This window comes from Ahniella affigens, from assembly GCF_003015185.1.
GTDB classification, from domain to species: Bacteria; Pseudomonadota; Gammaproteobacteria; order Xanthomonadales; family Ahniellaceae; genus Ahniella; species Ahniella affigens.
Window position 1 is genome coordinate 2,566,133 of the sequence record NZ_CP027860.1, and the last position, 18,435, is coordinate 2,584,567.

Below are 18,435 nucleotides of genomic sequence, written 5' to 3' on the forward strand. Positions count from 1 at the left end.
CTCGATTGTCCCAGTTCGTGCCCGCTCAGCTGACGACGAAACTGATCTTCATGTTGACGCGCCATTCCGTGACCTTGCCATCATCAGCGGTCACCACACTCATCTCGTTGATCCAGGCACCCTTGATCAGCTTGACGGTCTTGGCCACCTTCTTGAGGCCTTGTTGAACGGCGTCCTCCAAACCCTTCGGCGAGGATGAACTGATTTCGATCACTTTTGCAATGGTTGTTGCCATAAGCCCTCCGTCAGTTGTCAAAACACCCTGCTGTGGCGTCGAGTGTCGCAAAATCAATCCTGCCGGACAATGGCTTAGCGTCGAAAGATCGAAGGGATATGAAGTCTCCCCGCCGATTTGGGCAGCCCGAGTTGCGACCCATTCCGATTTAGAACAGGTCTTTCACAAACATGAAGTAATGGCCAGGCGAATCAGGCGCCGACAACCTGCGGCAAACTCTGCCGCGTAACCATCAGCGGTTCCAGGCGGGAGGCCAGCGTCAGGCCAGCTTAGCGGCAGGCGGCAAGTGCGCCGGACGCGGCAAATACCGGAGCCAGATCAACCACACGACCAGCGCATCGATGATGATCAAGGCCTGCCACAGATACAGGTGGAACCACTCGAACCACGTCTGGCTCCATTGGCCCAGATAGAACAGGCTGATGATTCGAACCACATTCAGCGATTGGATGGCGACAAAGCCAATCATGAACCCAACCGCGCGATGCTTCCACGGCGCCGGAAACGCCAGCACGGCCGCAACCAGGATAATGACCGCCTCGACGCCGTTGCAGCCACGCTCAATCGAGACCGCAAAGCCGCTCTGTGCCTGAATGACCTTGCCATAAGTCACGACGGAGTCATCGAACACTTGAATGAGCCAAGTACAGAAGCGCGCCAAGCCCTCCGTAAACGGAAAGATGACGTGATCCTCAACCGGGCGCAGCACTTCGAGACCAAACAAGGCCATCAAGTACACCATGAACAACACGGCAAATCGAATCATAAGAACTTGTTCAACGCCGCAATTGCGGCCAGGATCAGCAATGCTAGCATTCCTGACCGTCCAATTTGCGAGTGAACTGTGATCCTGGCTGAACCGAGTCTCTGCCCGCTACCCTGCCCCCTGACCTGCTTGCTGATGGCCGGTCAGGACCGGCCCGACGAGCCCGTCTACCGCGGTCTTTCGACCTCTTGCTGGTCGACGTATTGCTGACTTGGGGTGGACCGAATGAATCCATCGGCCAACCTGTTTCTGATCGGCCCCATGGGCGCGGGCAAGACCACGCTCGGCAAGAAGCTGGCCGAGCACTATGGACTGCAATTCATCGACCTGGACGATGAAATCGAGCGGCGCTGCGGCGTATCGGTCGCAACGGTTTTTGAGATTGAAGGCGAGCCCGGGTTCCGCCAGCGCGAGAGCAAGTGCTTGGCCGAAATGTGCCAATTGCGCGGCATCGTGCTGGCGACGGGTGGCGGCAGCGTGCTGCTGCCTGAGAACCGGGCCATGCTGAGCGCTCACGGCTTTGTCCTATACCTGCCGGTTACCGTCGATCAGCAGTTGAGCCGACTAGCCCGCGATCGCAAGCGTCCCCTGCTGCAGGCGCCAGACCGACGCGAACGCCTGACCGCCATGGCCACCGTCCGCACGCCGCTTTACGAGGCCACGGCCGATCTGCGTCTGGACGCCGATTCCAATCAAATCATTAAAGTCATGGAGACTGCCGTGCAGCAACTCGACGCTCGTTGGCAGATCTTGGGACAAGCCGCATGAATCATCGACTCGCTGTGGATCTGGGCGAACGCTCGTATCCCATCATCATCGGCAGTGGCCTGCTCGGGGCCGACCGCTTGCGCCCACACCTCGACGGCCGCCAGGTTCTGGTGGTCAGCAATGAAACGATTGCCCCGCTTTACCTGGACAAGGTTCTCGCCGACTTGCACGGCTACCGGGTGGGGCAACACATTCTTCGCGATGGCGAACCGTTCAAGACGTGGGACGAGTTGGGCGGGATCTTGGCCGCGCTTGCCGGAATCAGAGCCAGCCGCGATGCGGTCATCATCGCGCTGGGTGGTGGCGTCGTCGGCGACATGAGTGGCTTCGCCGCATCCGTCTGGATGCGCGGCATCGAGTTCCTCCAGATACCCACTACGCTGCTGGCCATGGTGGACTCATCGGTAGGCGGCAAGACCGGCGTCAATCTCCCTGAAGGCAAGAACCTGGTCGGGGCATTTCATCAACCGCGTGCCGTCATAGCCGACCTCGACACCCTGAATACGCTCCCAGAACGCGAGTTTCGTGCGGGCCTCGCCGAAGCGATCAAATATGGCGCGATTGTCGACGCGGGACTCTTCGAATGGTACGAGCGGCATCTGGACGCCATTCTTGCCCGTGATCCGATGGCCCTGCTGGAAGTCGTCAAGACCAGTTGTACGATCAAGGCCGACATCGTCAAACGCGACGAGCACGAACACGGTGATCGCGCCCTGCTCAATTTTGGCCACACCTTCGGACACGCCATCGAAACGCTGGGCGGCTACAGCCAGCATCTGCACGGCGAGGCCGTCGCCCTGGGCATGGTGCTTGCCGCCCGCTTGTCAACAGCGCTGAAGCGAGCGCCCGCTGCCGACAGCGGCCGACTGACGGCATTGATCGAGCGACTCGGCATGCCGACGACCTTGCCACCGGGTTTCAGCCCCGCCGCAATGGTGGCCGCGATGCGTCTCGACAAGAAAGTCCTGAACGATACCTTGCGCCTGATTCTCTGGCGAGGCATCGGGCAGGCCGACATCGTGCCGGGCGTGCCCGAAGCGGACATTCTCGCAACGCTTAGCGCTTAAGAATCAATCACTTAGGTAACGGAACCGAGACAGCCCGTTTCTGGCTTGCATCGACGCTGAACGTGTACAGCGTCAACTTAGCGCGTCTTGAACCGGGCGAGCTCATTCTTGGCAATGCTCGCTCGATGCACTTCGTCCGGGCCATCGGCAATGCGAAGCGCCCGCGCCTGCATATAGAAGTCGGCCAGTGGCCAGTCCTGGCTCAGGCCACCAGCGCCAAACGCCTGAATCGCCAGATCCACGGCGTCACAAGCAAGCTTTGGCGCCACGACCTTGATCATCGCGATCTCGTTCTTCGCGACCTTGTTGCCGACCGTGTCCATCATCCACGCGGCTTTCAGTGTCAGAAGCCGCGCCTGCTCAATGCTGCAGCGCAGGTCGCCAATCCGCTCGTGCCAGATCGACTGCGTGGCAATGGGCTTGCCAAACGCCACCCGGGTCAAGAGGCGTTCGCACATCAGCGCCATCGCCCGTTCGGCCACGCCGATCAGCCGCATGCAGTGATGGATCCGACCCGGCCCCAACCGACCCTGAGCGATCTCAAAGCCGCGACCCTCACCCAGAAGGATGTTGGCGGCCGGCACGCGCACGTTGTCAAAACGCATCTCGCAATGTCCGTGAGGCGCATCGTCCAGACCAAATACCGGCAGCGGCCGCAGGACGGTGAGCCCCTGCGCATCCGCCGGCACCAACACCATGCTTTGCTGATGGTGCACATCGGCCGACGGATCGGTCTTGCCCATGACGATATAGACCTTGCAGCGCGGGTCGCCGGCACCGGAGATCCACCATTTACGACCGTTGATCACGTAGTCGCCGCCCTCTCGCGCGATCAACGTTTCCACGTTGGTCGCATCGCTGGATGCGACTTGCGGCTCGGTCATCGCAAACCCGGACCGGATGGCGCCTTTCAGCAGCGGCGCGAGCCATTGGGCTTGCTGTGCCGGCGTGCCGTAGCGCGCGAGGACTTCCATGTTGCCGGTGTCTGGCGCCGAGCAATTGAACACCTCGCTCGCCCAAAACACTTTGCCCATTTCCTCAGCCAAGGGCGCGTATTCGTAGTTCGTCAGCCCGGCGCCATGCTCGGACTCGGGAAGAAACAAGTTCCAGAGGCCTGCAGCCTGAGCCTTGGGCTTGAGTGATTCAATCAGCTGAGTCGGCGTCCAGCGCCTGCCCGCGGCCGTATTGGCCTCCACCTCGGCGCGAAATTCGTGCTCGCGCGGGTAGATCTCGGCCTGCATGAAGGCTTTCAGTTGACTCAAGTAGTCGTTGCAACGGTCGGTGTACAAAAACATGGCTCAGGCGCGCTCCGCAAATGACCAGCCCAATGCAGCGACTTTCGCCGCCAAGGCGCCTTGTTCGGCAGCCTTGGCACTGGCCGCCGTCCCTTCCAATACCCGCTTGGCAATACCCTGGGCAATGGCCGCCAGGCGGAACAGGTTGTAGGCAAGATAGAAGTTGAAATGCCCAATCGGCGGCAAACCGCGCGCATTGGCATAGGCTGCCACGTGGGCTTCCAGGCTCGGAATACCCAGTGCGGCCAGATCGATGCCAGCGAGGCCGCGCATCGGGCCCGGCGGCGTAAACCAGGCCAGGCAGTTGTAAGCGAAATCGGCCAACGGATCGCCGAGCGTCGAGAGTTCCCAATCAAGCACGGCACGGACCGTGAGCGTTTCCGCATCAAAAATCAGATTGTCGAGCCGGAAATCACCGTGCACCAGACGCGTTTCCGAAATGGCCGGAATATGGGCTGGCAACCAATTCATTAGTTGATCCATCGCCGGAATCGGCTCAGTAACCGAGGCCAGATACTGCTTGCTCCACCGGCCGATCTGTCGCTCGAAGAAGTTGCCCGGCTTGGCGTAGTCAGCCAGGCCGATCTGCTCCGGGTCCAACGCATGGAGTTTGGCAATCGTCTCGTTCATCCCCGCAAATACCTGCGCGCGCTGATCCGGCTCCAGTTCGGGCAGACGCGGATCAAAGAACACCCGGCCAGGCACGTGCGCCATCAAGTAAAACGCGCGTCCGATGATCGCCTCGTCCTCGCAGAGCAATACGGTCTGGGCGACCGGCACAGGTGTTGGCAAAAGCGCCTCCAGCACTCGGTACTCGCGTTCGATCGCATGCGCCGAGGGCAACAGCTTCGCGACCGGCCCAGGCTTGCAGCGCATCACCCAATCAGCGTGGCGGCACTGCAGGCGGTAGGTCGGATTGGATTGTCCACCCTCAAACCGAGTCAGCGATTCCAGCGTGCCTGCATCCGGAAAGCGCTCGGCCAGGAACCTTTCTAGCGCCTGGCGAACGTCGGGTTCCTGGATCGGGTCATGTCTCACGAAAGCTCCTGTTGAAATGAGTCGGTGATGGTTCGTCACCAAAAACTGGTGTAGTAGCGAGGTGCGGATTCCGGCAACCCCCTGAGTGTAGCGTTTTGCCCAGCCCCGTCGGCTTTGCGATAATGCTGGGGTGACGCCCGTTTTGAATGGCCGGCGGCTGCCAAACGAATTTTCGAACAAGAATCACGTTTGTTTAGCAAATATATGATTTATAAATATTTTGTTCGAAGGTTCAAGAACGATTTCTGGCACCAGTAGAGGTTCATTTCGACCGGCGCCGCGCGATAACCGATTGATCGGCCTATGAGCCGATCAACATGACGATGACCTGACGTGAGTCCAACCCGCCCTCTCGGCATAGCCGTTTTCGGCCATGCCGTCCCGGAATCCTTGACGCGCCAGCTGGCGACGGGCCGCTTTGCGGGCGTCCCGGTCAAGACGCTCCCCTTTTTGCCTCCGGATGTCGTGGCGGCACCGCTCGAGATCCGCGAACACGTTCGGCTGCTACGCGCCGACTGGCCCGCGCACGACATTTTGCTGTTGTCGGCAGTCGCCGTGTTCCCTGATACCGCCTTGAGCCGGATCGACGCGGCCCGCGCGCTATTGCCCGAATGCGCCGTGCTGAGCCCCCTCTGCACCGGGCTTGCGTCGCTGAATCCGCTGGCGCCCGGCCTTGTCTTGAGTGCCGAATACGCGGCACTGGATCGCCTTCTGGCGCACATCGCGCCCGGCGAAGTTCTGCCAGTCGAGACGTTCCAAACCGCTTGCAGCGTCTGGACTCCCGGTGCCGAGACTGCGGCCAATCCTGATTGCTACGCACTGGCCAACTGCCTGATTGACGAGCCTCGCGAACGGTGGGTCGGGCAATGCATTCCCGACGACTGGCGCGAGTTACCGCCCGAAAATCGTCTCGCGAGCCTGCGCGCCCGACTCAAGCGACACGTCAATGACGGCGGTCTGCTCGCAACGGAGACACGCTACCCCGGCCACGATGACCGGCCCGTCTACCTGCACGTGCTGCACGGTTGGGGCGGCGGCGCTGAACAGTTCGTGCTCGACTTCGCACGCGCCCGGGCATCGGAGCATCACTTGCTTTTGCGCAGCCATGGCGATGTCGGCCGCAAGTCATATGGCGAGGCGATCAGCTTGGCGTTGATCGAACGTGACCAAGTGCGGGAGCTCGGCCGCTGGCCGCTGGCGCCCGCGATTGCCGACACGGTTCTGGAGCATCCCGCGTACCGGGCAAGGTTGCAGCAGTTGGTCGCCGCTTATGGGGTCGGTCGAATACTCGTGTCGTCGCTGATCGGCCACAGCCTGGATGCGCTCCGCCTCAACCGTCCGACCCTGTTCATCAGCCACGATTACTATCCGTTCTGGCCCATTCTGCATCAGAACTTCGACGCGCCCGACGTCGATGACCAAGCGCAATCGCTGCGGACGGCGTTACAACAGTGCCAACATCCGTTCGCCGCGAACACCGCAGACTACTGGCTGACATTGCGCAATGCCCTGGTCGAAACGTTAGCCGAGCAGTCGATCAAGGGCGTGGTGCCAAGCGCCAGTGTCGCGCGCAATCTCCAGCGAATTGCGCCTACCCTGCCCACGCCAAGCCTGATCGAGCACGGTCATTCGCCATTTGCCGAATCGCGCGCCGTCACGCCGCATGGCGGCAGCAGCCTGCGGATCCTGATTTTGGGACGCATCAATGGCGGCAAGGGTGAATGGCTGCTCAAGCACGTCCTGCCACGTGTGACCAAAGACCACAGCGTTTGGTTGATTGGCTGCGGCCGGCCGGGCATGCAGTACTTCGGTCAGCGCAACGTACATGTCCAGTTGAACTATGAACGCAGCGAACTGCCCGCCCTGCTAGCCACGGTGCAACCTGACCTTGCCCTGATGCCGGTCAGCGTCGCTGAGAGCTTCAGCTTCACGCTGAGCGAGCTGTGGTCACTCCGTATTGTCCCGGTTGCAAGCCGCATGGGCAGTCTGGCCGAGCGCATTCGCGATGACCAGACGGGTATTCTGTTTGATCCTGATGCCGATTCGCTGCTGCAAACCATCAACGCGCTGGAACACGATCGCCAACGGTTGGACCGCATTCGAAAAAACTTAGCGACGCTCCGCCTCCGCGATTTGGAAGCGATGCGCCAGGACTACGACGCCCGCTTCGGTGCGCCCTGCCCCATCGCGATTGCCGCCGCCAGTTTTGATGCGTCAGCGCCTGATCTGCTGCAGTTCGTGTCTGAGCAGTACTTGCGTGAATCCGCGCAACGCCAGCACTGGCAGACTCAGGCCGCGGCCCTGGCTGCCGAATCCAAACGGCGTGCCGAATGGGGTTTTGATCTGGATCGCCAGGTCGGCCAACTGACACGCGCCCGCGATCAAGCCTTGGCGACGATCGTGGACAAAGATCGCGCGCTTGCCGATCGCGAGCACTGGGTCGACGAATTGGAGACCGAGCGCGCGCGCCTGGCTGAACTGCTGCAAGACGAACAACGACAACTGCGTGATGCCCATGCTGGCTGGTCCAAAGAAGTGGACCGTCTCGAAGCCGAGCGCTCTCGCTTTGAGCGCGAGCTGAATAGCGTGTATCAATCGACTTCCTGGAAACTGACCCGCCCCATGCGCCTTTTGATGTCCAAAGCCCGCGCCTGGCGCAGCCGTCTGGGCTATGCCATCCAACGCACCCTTGGCAATTGGCGCCGCCTGCAGGGTTACTGGCAACGCCATGGCGTCTCGGCGACGCTGGATCGTGCCCGCCAGGAATTCACCAGTGCCGAACCCAAGCTGCAACCGATCCTGCCTGCCGAACCGGTTGCGGTGGCGATGACCGACCTCCTTTTCCCGGCGCACGACACCGCCCCGGACGTCAGCATCATCATTCCGGTCTACAACAAGTTTGCTTACACCGCCGCGTGCCTCGCATCGGTCCAGAACGTGGGCGCGACGCGATCGTTTGAAGTGATCGTGGTAGACGACGGATCGAGCGACGAAACCGAAGCGCAGTTGCGCACCGTTCCGGGGCTCCGTTATCACCGCAACGCCCAGAACCTAGGCTTCGTTGGGGCCTGCAATGCCGGCGCCGAGCGGTCACGAGGCACCTATCTCGTGTTCCTGAACAACGATACGGTGGTGTGTCCGGGTTGGCTCGACGCGCTGATCGACACGTTTGAGAAGCATGAGCGCGTCGGGTTGGTCGGCGCCAAGCTCGTCTACCCGGACGGCCGGCTGCAGGAAGCCGGCGGCATCATCTTCGCTGACGGCTCCGGCTGGAACTATGGGCGGTTTGGTGATCCCGCCAATCCTGCGTTCAATTATGTTCGTGAGGTGGACTACTGTTCGGGCGCGGCGATCGCGATCACGACCGACTTGTTCCGCATGCTCGGTTGCTTTGACCAGCGCTATGCACCCGCCTACTACGAGGACACCGATCTGGCGTTCAAGGTTCGCGAGCATGGCCAAAGAGTGATGTACCAACCAGGGTCGACGGTGATCCATTTCGAAGGCATCACGTCGGGCACCGACACCAGTAGCGGTACGAAGCGTTATCAGGTCATCAATCAGGCCAAGTTTCTCGAACGGTGGCAGTCGGTACTGCCCGCCCAGCCACAACCTGGCAGCGACATCGACGTTGCGAAAGAGCATCGGATCAAGGGCCGGATCCTGGTGATCGATGCGACCACACCTGAACCAGATAAGGATTCTGGTTCGGTGCGGCTCGTGAATCTGCTGAAGAGCATGGTCGAACTCGGTTACAAACCCACGTTCTTTGCCGAGAACCGCCTCTACCTCAACGGATACAGCGACGCCCTCGAGGCGTTGGGCGTCGAAGTGCTGCATGGCAACTGGCTTGACCCCATTACCTTGCTCCGGAGTCAGGGCAACCGCTTTCAGGCCATTCTGGTCAGCCGCCATTATGTGCTACAGCCCTTGCTGAAGCTGATTCGCGAGTATGCGCCCCGCGCCCGCCTGATTTTTGACACGGTCGATTTGCACTATCTGCGCGAGCGCCGGGCGGCCGAGCTGGAACAAAAGCCGGACATGCTGCGCGCTGCCGCGAGAACGCAGTTGGCTGAGCTCAGACTGATTCGCGCGAGCGACATCACACTGGTCGTCAGCCCCGTCGAGAAAACGCTTCTGGCACAAGAAGTTCCAGAGGCCCGGGTCGAAGTGCTGTCCAACGTCCACGAGGTCGCCGGGCCTGGGCCCGCTTACGCAGAACGGCACGACCTGTACTTCGTGGGCGGCTTTCAGCATACGCCCAATGTCGACGCGGTCACGTGGTTCGTGCAGTCCATTTGGCCGCTGATCGTGCCGGAATTGCCCGGAGTACGTTTTCACATTGTCGGCAGCCGAATGCCCGACAGCATCCGCGCGCTGGCCAGCGAGACCGTCGAGGTCGCGGGCTTTGTACCCAGCATGGAGCCGTACCTGAACGGCTTTCGGTTGTCGGTCGCGCCACTCCGGTACGGTGCGGGCGTCAAGGGCAAGGTCAACCAGAGCATGGCTCATGGGCAACCCGTGGTTGCCACGACCATCGCCGCAGAGGGCATGAACCTCCAGCATGAACGGGACGTTCTGATTGCCGACGCGGCCGAGGCGTTTGCCCGCGCCGTGATTCGTCTGTATCGCGACGAAACCCTGTGGAAACAGTTGGCCGCCAACGGCCTGGCCAACATCGAGCGCCATTTTTCGACCGAAACCGCCAAGTTGACACTGAGAAATCTGCTGCCAACATAAGCTTGGTATCAAGCCAGGAATCGGCGCCCATTCATGTTTGAGCCGCGGTCAACGTCCGCACTGCTGCCTTCCCACTCGCGGGTCTCTGTGCTTGCTGGCCACGGCTGGTTCGCCTTTTGCCCATGTTGCCATTCTTCACCTGCGGTACCACGGCGCTTTCGCGTGGATTGTGGGTGCCGTCACAATCACGACATCCGGTCCGCCGATAGCATGGCGGTGCGATGATGGCCAACAGTCAGGACCCCGTGAACTCCGGCAACATAGTTCCGTTCTCGCGTACCGCTACAGAAACGGAAGGCCTGCGTGAACGCTGCGCTGTTCGGGTTCTGGAAGCGATTCGCGAGACGCTCGACAAACTCTACTCGGACGCGCTCCAGGCGGGCGACGACGCCCTGTTTGATCGGGCCGAAAAAGCCTTCAACTCGTCTCAGCAAGCTGACTTCTTCGATACCATGCGGCGGCTGCGGCTCGCCAAACCGGATCTGGCTGGGCGGGCGCTGAGTGCATGCAAGCAAGAGATCGAACTCTGCTTTCGCGTGGGTCGGGCGGCTAGCAAGGCTTACGCTGCAAAGACCAGTCTGGATGAACTGGCGCTCGTCGACGCCGACACCATTGAGTCCGATATTGCCATCACGACCGCTGCCACCCGTGCCCGCTCCAAGTTTTCTCGCGAGTGGCAGCAGTTGGAACTGCGTATCGACGGAATCTTCTCGGGTCAGCCCGAGACCGACACCGCTGGTCGCCGTTTTGGACCAGAGGTCATCGCCGAAGCGTTCGGAAAAGCAGTCCAACAGTTCGAGTGTTCGATCGAAATCCGACTCACGCTGCTCAAGTTCATGGAGCGCGAGCTCGTTCAGCATTCCGAAGCGTTGCTACAACTGACCCACCAAGCGCTCACCGATTGCGGCGTTGCCCAACCGGCTGCCTATGTTCCGACCTTTCGGCCGCTGCGCGGCCCAGCAGGTCCGGCAACACCGGGCGGGCTGTCGGCCAACCCAGGTTTGACTGGCGCCGGCGCAGTTGGCGGGATTCAACCACCAGGCGCCATGATGCCGCTCAGCGCCCAAGAGCTCGATCCGGCGCTCGGCCGCAGCATGCAAGAGTTCCTGAGTGGATTTTCGGCGTTGCCGGCCGGCGCGGTCGGCGGCGCGATGGTTGGTGGCGCAGGTGCGGCCTACCCTGAAGCCAACATTGGCGACGTGCTTCGCGCCCTGAGCAGTCTGGACCATAAGTTCAAGATGCTAGATCAGGCGATGCCGGTTGGCGGTGACGTGGCGTCCGCCCTGCGCGAACAACTGACTGTTGGCGCTGACGGCAGTGCGACCAAGTTGCGTCCGCTCGACGCTGGCGTGATCGACTTGATCTCGCTGATGTTTGAGTACGCGATCAACGACAAGCATCTGCCCCCGGTGCTGCAGGCCTCGCTCGCGCGCTTGCAGATTCCGTATCTGAAACTGGCGCTGATCGATCCGCAGTTCCTAGCGAAGCGCGAACACCCGGCCCGACGCTTGCTCGATGAACTAGCGCAGGCGGCGGTTGGTTGGACCGAACAGAACGATAAAGGATTGCGCCAGCATATCGATGGGATCGTTCATCACCTGGTGGACGGCTTCAAGGACGATACGAGCGTCTTCGAAAAACAGCGCGCCTTATTGGCTGAGTTTACGAAGAAGGATGTCGCGCGCACCGAGATCGCCGAAAAGCGGGCGGTGCAAGCGGCTGATGGCAAGAGCAAGATGGAAGCTGCCCAGCGCGACGCTGCGGCCGTGATGAAGCAGAAGCTCGAAGGGTCGCTGTTGCCAAAGGCGCTGGGCAGCATGGTCCGTGAACGCTGGAGCAACTACATGGTGCTGACGTTGTTGCGCCATGGACAGGACTCCGGTGCGTGGTCTGAAGCCGTTCGGCTGCTCGAATTCATGGCGCGCTTTCCGCGCGGCGATGCCGGACTTGCCGATCGTGCCGAATGGCGCAAAGAACTGGAGCAATGCGAGCCGATCATGCGCAAGGGTCTGGCCGCCACGGGCGTTCACGATGCCGACATCGATGAAGTGCTGAACGGTTTGCAGGAGTTGGTCTACTCGTCCGACCGCAAACCGGCGGCACCGGTCAATGTCGGCGATCTGGCCGCATCGGCGGCCATGCTTGGGATTGCAACGCCAACGGTCGCCGCGCCAGAGCCCACGCCAGCCATTCTGGAGCCGGTCATCATCGACGTGCCGAACGCCGAGCCGCCGCCAAGTACCGATTCACCATTGCAAACCGAAATTGACGAAATTCATAAACTTGCGACGGGTACCTGGATCGAAATGCAGCTGAGCCCGGACAAGCGCGAACGCGTCAAGCTGCTCTGGGTGAGTGGCGATCGCCGCAACTATTTGTTCGTCAATGCGAACGGTATCAAGGTCGCCGACAAGAAGATGCTCGATCTCGCCGAAGATCTCAAGGCCAATCGCATCACGATTCTGGACAAGAAACCGCTGGTCGAGCGTGCATTCGAAGCCGCGATGGCCAAGGTCCGCCTGTTCCGCGCTGAGGCCAAGAAGGGCTGATACCAACGGGCGGCCGTCGCGGGGTTTTGCCCTCACGGCCCTTCGAAACTGTTGCCAAAGAGCGCATCGTCGACGAATTCGATGGCGCCGAGGTCGCAGCGTTCGACACCATCCTGATCTCCGTCCTGAGGCCGGCGCGTGGTCCATTGATCAACCACCAGATTGGTGTCCTGAGTACCGAGGCAGCCCGCTGGATCACCCGCATCGATGGCTGGACTGGTTGGAGTCGGCGCAGCGGCTGATGTTCCCTGATTGTCACTGATCGCAGCCAATAGCGGGTCGGCGCTGAAATCGTGCGTGCCGAGCACACAGCCGCTATTGCTTTGAACAAGGTTGTACTGGCTGTCAGTCAACGTACCGCTGCAATCATCCGCCACCGTGCCATGATGATTGCCGGCCAGAATACTGTTCAGCACGCGCGCGCTGCTACCGTTGAGTTGCGCGCCGCCCGCTGTGCCACTGGCATTCGCGTCGGCGTCGGCCAGGTTCGCGTGGATGGTGACATTGCGCAGCACCACATCACCCGTTTGTACTTGCAAGCCACCGCCGCTGCCATTCGCGCGGTTTCCGAGCACGCTGGTGTTGACCAACTCCAGGTTGCCGCTCAGCACGCGAATGCCGCCACCTTGCTGGCTGGCCAAATTGTCTCGAACGGAGCTGGCGTTGATGAATGCCTCGCCCGACGATTGGAGGATACCCGCCCCATTCGTCGCGATATTGCCCCGTACATCGGTCGTCGACATTTGCAACAGCACACTAGTCGCCAGTCCGCCGCCTAAGCTTTGAATACCAATCGCACGGTTGTTTTCAACCCGGGCGCCGTTCAAGCTCAGCGCAGTGAGCGAATAGATGCCGCCGCCCGTTGCACCAACCTGGTTGCTTGCGCCGACGCGGTTGTCGGCAATCACCGACACACTCAGCGCCAGCGCACCACTGTTGTACACACCGCCGCCCAGGCGAATGGGGCCGGCGTCGCTACCATTGAATTCGATCCGGCAGCCTTGCACGGCCAAGGTTCCGGCATTCGCAATGCCACCGCCGGTATCGACGCCGGCACCGCCACGAATCGACATCGCAGAGATCGTGGCATTGACGCCGCTCGCGACGTGGAACACGCGGTCCAAGCCGGCCGCATCAATAATGGTCTGATCCGGCCCCGCGCCAGTCAGCAGCAAATTGGCCAGCACATCGAGATCGCCGCTGAGCGATTGATCGTCGTTTCGTCCGGCGATGCTGAGCACATACTGTCCAGCGGGAACTTGTATGGTGTCGACCGAAGGCACGGCATTCGCTTCGATGATTGCGGCACGCAGCGTGCATGAGCCGGCCGCTGTTTGGCACACCCCGTCGCCCGGCGTTTGGTCAATCGCGTCGCTGGTGCTGTCCACCTGGAAACTCGCAGCATGGCCACGCCCGGCCAATGCCAGCCAACCAACACTGACCAGCAACCAGAACGCCGAGCCACCGAACCCCCAGCCACCCACACCAGACTTCCCCATCGCACGCCTCCATGACGAAACTGGAAGGCACGTTGGCAGCAAGGCGTGAGGCGCTTATTGCAGAACAAGGTGCAATTGTAAGCAGGTGTAATCGCGATCCGGCCAACGGCCATCGCAGCGCCAGCAACCACTCAATTGAGGGGTGGGCGATCGGGCAGCGCAAAACCAGAATGCAAATCTTCCCGACCCCCTACTTCCCTTCGAGGCACCAATGGCTGCGCGCAACGTTCGACTCACCAACCTCCTCGTCGCTACCCTGATCGGCCTTGCGGGCTCCGGTTCGGCGTTGGCGATCTTTCCGAATGGCGGTTTCGAGCAGGGTGATTTCAGTAGCTGGACGATCGGCGGTGGCAGCAACCAAGGGCTATTGGGCGCCACGCCGTTTACCAGCGCCAGCATTTCGATCACGCCAGGCGGGCCTGGTCCGACGGCATTGATTGGCACGCTGACCGACCCCAATGCGCCGACGCTGGTGCTGCCACGTCTCGGTTCCGTCACGGCGCAACTGAACAATGCTGCGGGCGGTTCTCTGGTGACGACGCTGAAGCAGGTCGACACGGTGACCAGCGCCGACGTCGACAGCAGCGACGGATTGCCGCACATTCGCTTCTCGTTCGCGCCCGTGCTCGAAGATCCGAATCACACTCCGAATGAGCAGCCTTACTTCTATGTCGCCCTGCGCCGCGTTTCAGACAATAGCTTGTTGTTCGAACAGTTTGCCTACTCCGGTCAGGCGGGCGTGAACTTCCTGACCGCGCCAACGGGCTGGAAATACCTGCCGTTTCAAGACGTCGATGTCTCGTTGCCGGCCAATGCCGTCGGCGAGCAGATCGAATTGACGGTCATTGCCGCAGACTGCTCACTCAGCGGCCACGGCGGCTACGTGTATGTCGATGGCTTTGGTTCGCAGGCATTGCCACCTGCTGGTGGCGGCCAGGGTAGCGGCGTGCCGCAGGAAGTCCCCAGTCTGAGCCCACTCGGGCTGCTTGGCCTGATTGCTGGCGTGCTCGGGCTGACTGCGATCCTGCGCCGCAAGGCCGCCTGAACGCCCGGTCGGCACGTACCGACTCAGAACAGGTGCCGTTGAATACCGAGCGTCTGCAGGATTTTGCTGGCGATTTCTTCGATCGACGTATGGGTCGTCGACAGCACCGGCAGACGCTCGCGCTTGAACAGCTTTTCCGCCTCCGTGACTTCATAGCGGCATTGATCCAATGTCGCATAGCGACTGCCCGGTTTCCGCGACTCCCGCACCTGCCGAAGCCGCATCGGGTCAATCGTCAGCGCGAACAGACGCTGCCGTTGCGCGAGCAGTTTTGGCGGCAATACGCCCTTCTCCAGATCATCTGGCGTCAACGGGTAATTGCCCGCGCGAATGCCAAAGTGCAGCGCGAGATACAGGCAGGTTGGCGTCTTGCCGGAGCGCGACACACCAACCAGGATCACCTCGGCCTCGTTGAAGTTCGGATCAATGCCATCGTCATGCGAGAGTGCATAGTTGGTGGCATTGATGCGCGACTCGTATTCCTGGAAGTTCACCAGACCATGGGCCTTGCCGACCCGGTTCTGGCGCTTCATGCCGAGCTCCTGCTCCAGGGGCGCAATGAATGGGGCGAACACATCGAGCATCAACGCACCACTCTCGGCGATGAGCCTGGACATTTCCGGATCCACGACGGTGTTGACCACGATGGGTCGGCAACCACAGGCCTCGCTTTCGTGCCGAACCCGGTCAGCTGCTTCACGGGCCTTATCCATCGAATCGACGAAGGGCAATCGCGTCGTTGTGAACTCGACGCCCTCAAACTGCGTCAAGACGCTGTGGCCAATCGTTTCGGCGGTAATGCCGGTACCGTCTGAGATATAGAAGACTGTGCGTTTCATGGCCGCCAACCTTAGCAGCTTGGCCGCCCGCCCGGGACGCGATCATGACGCCTGGCATGTGGCTGAAACTGCGGCGGGCGGACGCGCAAGTATTTGATTATCGCGCCGCCATGAGGCAGGTTTCTGACGATTTGGACTAAGCACCGGCATTTTGCTTGCTCGCTCCAGAACAAATCCGGATCATTCGCGGCCTTATGCCCTATCCGGAGTTGGCAATGTCTGAGCGTGTGCTTTGGCTGGACGATCTGCGCCTTGGCGATCTGCATCGAGTCGGTGGCAAGAATGCCTCGTTGGGCGAAATGATCGGAGGCCTGAGTCAGCTCGGCGTATCGGTCCCGACCGGGTTTGCGACCACGGCCGAAGCCTTCCGCGAATTTGTTGCCCACGGCCAGGTTCACGAACGAATTTTCCAGCGCCTGAACGCGCTCGACATTGACGATGTCGATGCGCTGACGAAGGCCGGCCAGGAAATTCGTGGCTGGGTCGCCGAAACGCCGCTGCCGCCCACCCTCGATGCCGAGATTCGCACCGCGTATCAAGCACTCTGCCAACGCGCAGGCGGTGTTGATGTCAGCGTGGCCGTGCGCTCGTCAGCTACGGCCGAAGATTTGCCCGATGCGTCGTTTGCCGGTCAGCAGGAAACATTCTTGAACGTGACCGGTGCGGACGACGTCGTCCTGAAGGTCAAGGAAGTGTTCGCGTCGCTCTACAACGACCGTGCGATCGCGTACCGCGTGCATCACGGCTTCAAGCATGAGGACGTCTATCTGTCGGCGGGCGTGCAGCTGATGGTGCGCTCTGATGTTGGTGCATCCGGCGTGCTGTTCACGCTTGACACCGAATCGGGTTTCCGCGATGTCGTGTTCATTACCGCCAGTTACGGTCTGGGCGAAACCGTCGTCCAAGGCGCGGTCAACCCGGACGAGTTTTACGTCTACAAGCCGATCCTCACGGCCGGCAACCCGTCCATCATTCGCCGAACCCTGGGCGACAAGCAGATTCGGATGGTGTACTCGAACGTTCCGGGCGAGCGCGTGCGCACCGAGAACGTGCCGGACGCCGTGCGCCGCCAGTTCTCCATCAGCGATGCCGACGTTGAGGAACTTGCGCGACAAGCCCTCAAGATCGAAGCCCACTACGGCCGACCGATGGATGTGGAATGGGCGAAGGATGGCAATACGGGCAAGATCTACGTGGTCCAGGCGCGCCCGGAAACGGTCAAGTCGCGCGCCCACGCCACACAGATCGAGCGATTCCACCTGCATCAGCGCGGCGAAGTAGTCTGCGAAGGCCGGGCGATCGGCCACAAGATCGGTGCCGGCGTCGCGCGCGTCATCCGTTCCATTGACGAAATGAACAAACTGAATCCGGGCGATGTGCTGATCGCCGACATGACCGATCCCGATTGGGAACCGATCATGAAGCGCGCGTCGGCCATTGTGACCAATCGCGGCGGGCGCACGTGCCATGCCGCGATCATTGCCCGCGAACTCGGCGTGCCAGCAGTCGTGGGCTGTAACGACGCAACCCGCACGATCCAGGATGGCCAGGACGTAACCGTGTCGTGCGCGGAGGGTGACACCGGCTTCATCTATGCAGGCAAGCTGGCCTTTGAGCGCGTGACCGCCGACCTCGGCACCATGCCCAAAGCCCCGTTGAAGATCATGATGAACGTCGCAAACCCCGAGCGCGCGTTCGACTTTGCGATGCTGCCGAATGCCGGTGTCGGCTTGGCCCGTCTGGAGATGATCATTGCGAGCCACATCGGCGTGCACCCACGGGCACTGCTCGAGTTCGATCGCCAGGATGCCGAAACGCGTCGTCGCATCGAAGAACGCATGGCCGGTTACAAGAGCCCGGTTGACTTCTACGTCGACCGCCTGGCCGAGGGTATCGCCAGCATCACCGCTGCGTTTGCGCCGAATCCGGTGATTGTCCGGCTGTCCGACTTCAAGTCGAACGAGTATGCCAATCTGATCGGCGGCCATCAGTACGAGCCGCACGAAGAGAACCCGATGATTGGCTACCGCGGTGCAAGCCGCTATGTCGACCCGGGCTTTGCCGACTGTTTCGAACTCGAATGCCGCGCCGTTCGCAAAGTCCGCGAGACCATGGGCCTCGACAATGCCTGGGTCATGATTCCGTTCGTGCGCACCGTTTCGGAAGGCCAGCGCGTCATCGAAACATTGGCCCGCTATGGCCTGAAGCGCGGCGAGAAGGGACTAAAGCTGATCATGATGTGCGAGCTGCCGTCCAACGCGCTGCTCGCCGATCAATTCCTGGATCTGTTCGACGGCTTTTCGATCGGGTCGAACGATCTCACGCAGTTGACGTTGGGGCTGGATCGCGACTCGGCCTTGGTGGCGCCGCTGTTTGATGAGCGCAACGACGCCGTCAAGATGCTGCTGTCGATGGCGATCAAAGCCTGTCGCGCACGTGGCAAATACATCGGCATTTGCGGTCAAGGCCCGTCTGATCATCCGGACTTGGCCGAGTGGCTGCTCGACCAGGGTATCGAATCGGTGTCGCTGAATCCGGATACCGTCGTCGATACGTGGCTGCGTCTCGCCAAGCACGCCCGCGGGGCCTGATCG

General features: G+C 61.1%; 12 protein-coding genes. 6 read left to right on the plus strand and 6 right to left on the minus strand.

Going from position 1 to position 18,435, the window contains the following annotated elements:
* Positions 1-25 precede the first annotated feature (25 nt).
* Both C7S18_RS09875 and xrtH read right to left on the minus strand, forming a co-directional pair.
* Positions 26-235 (minus strand): dodecin family protein, encoded by a 210-nt coding sequence (locus tag C7S18_RS09875; protein WP_106891406.1) that lies wholly within the window; start codon positions 233-235, stop codon positions 26-28.
* Between the two features lie 259 nt (positions 236-494).
* On the minus strand, positions 495-1,001 hold the full coding sequence (gene xrtH / locus C7S18_RS09880) for an exosortase H (RefSeq protein WP_106891407.1): 507 nt from the start codon (positions 999-1,001) through the stop codon (positions 495-497).
* A gap of 225 nt (positions 1,002-1,226) precedes the next feature.
* Between xrtH and C7S18_RS09885 the strand changes: the two genes are divergently transcribed.
* Both C7S18_RS09885 and aroB read left to right on the plus strand, forming a co-directional pair.
* A complete protein-coding gene (locus C7S18_RS09885) occupies positions 1,227-1,769 on the plus strand; it encodes a shikimate kinase (RefSeq protein ID WP_106891408.1) in 543 nt (180 codons plus the stop codon).
* Positions 1,766-2,836, plus strand: coding sequence for a 3-dehydroquinate synthase (aroB, locus tag C7S18_RS09890; protein WP_106891409.1), 1,071 nt, complete (start codon positions 1,766-1,768; stop codon positions 2,834-2,836). Before C7S18_RS09885 ends, aroB begins: the two co-directional genes overlap by 4 nt.
* Before the next feature lie 77 nt (positions 2,837-2,913).
* Here aroB and C7S18_RS09895 read toward each other — a convergent pair whose 3' ends face one another.
* Entirely contained in the window at positions 2,914-4,131 is a 1,218-nt protein-coding gene (locus tag C7S18_RS09895) for an acyl-CoA dehydrogenase family protein (protein WP_106891410.1), read from the minus strand.
* 3 nt (positions 4,132-4,134) lie between these two features.
* Positions 4,135-5,169: a phosphotransferase family protein gene (locus C7S18_RS09900; RefSeq protein WP_206208008.1), complete on the minus strand. Its 1,035-nt coding sequence runs from the start codon at positions 5,167-5,169 to the stop codon at positions 4,135-4,137.
* Positions 5,170-5,502: 333 nt separating this feature from the next.
* Here C7S18_RS09900 and C7S18_RS09905 point away from each other — a divergent pair, with 333 nt between their 5' ends.
* Together C7S18_RS09905 and C7S18_RS09910 are read left to right on the plus strand one after the other, a co-directional pair.
* Positions 5,503-9,909, plus strand: coding sequence for a glycosyltransferase (locus tag C7S18_RS09905; protein WP_106891411.1), 4,407 nt, complete (start codon positions 5,503-5,505; stop codon positions 9,907-9,909).
* 221 nt (positions 9,910-10,130) lie between these two features.
* Complete coding sequence (locus C7S18_RS09910; protein ID WP_106891412.1) at positions 10,131-12,458, plus strand: DUF1631 family protein; 2,328 nt, start codon at positions 10,131-10,133, stop codon at positions 12,456-12,458.
* 32 nt (positions 12,459-12,490) lie between these two features.
* Here C7S18_RS09910 and C7S18_RS09915 read toward each other — a convergent pair whose 3' ends face one another.
* On the minus strand, positions 12,491-13,957 hold the full coding sequence (locus tag C7S18_RS09915; RefSeq protein ID WP_106891413.1) for a choice-of-anchor Q domain-containing protein: 1,467 nt from the start codon (positions 13,955-13,957) through the stop codon (positions 12,491-12,493).
* A gap of 211 nt (positions 13,958-14,168) precedes the next feature.
* On the opposite strand from C7S18_RS09915, the gene C7S18_RS09920 reads away from it, so the two are divergent.
* Positions 14,169-15,002: a hypothetical protein gene (locus C7S18_RS09920; RefSeq protein WP_106891414.1), complete on the plus strand. Its 834-nt coding sequence runs from the start codon at positions 14,169-14,171 to the stop codon at positions 15,000-15,002.
* Between the two features lie 23 nt (positions 15,003-15,025).
* Here the strand turns inward: C7S18_RS09920 and ppsR are convergent, their stop codons facing one another.
* Complete coding sequence (ppsR, locus tag C7S18_RS09925) at positions 15,026-15,841, minus strand: posphoenolpyruvate synthetase regulatory kinase/phosphorylase PpsR (RefSeq protein WP_106891415.1); 816 nt, start codon at positions 15,839-15,841, stop codon at positions 15,026-15,028.
* Between the two features lie 215 nt (positions 15,842-16,056).
* On the opposite strand from ppsR, the gene ppsA reads away from it, so the two are divergent.
* Positions 16,057-18,432 (plus strand): phosphoenolpyruvate synthase, encoded by a 2,376-nt coding sequence (gene ppsA, locus C7S18_RS09930; RefSeq protein WP_106893990.1) that lies wholly within the window; start codon positions 16,057-16,059, stop codon positions 18,430-18,432.
* The last annotated feature ends 3 nt before the right edge of the window (positions 18,433-18,435 follow it).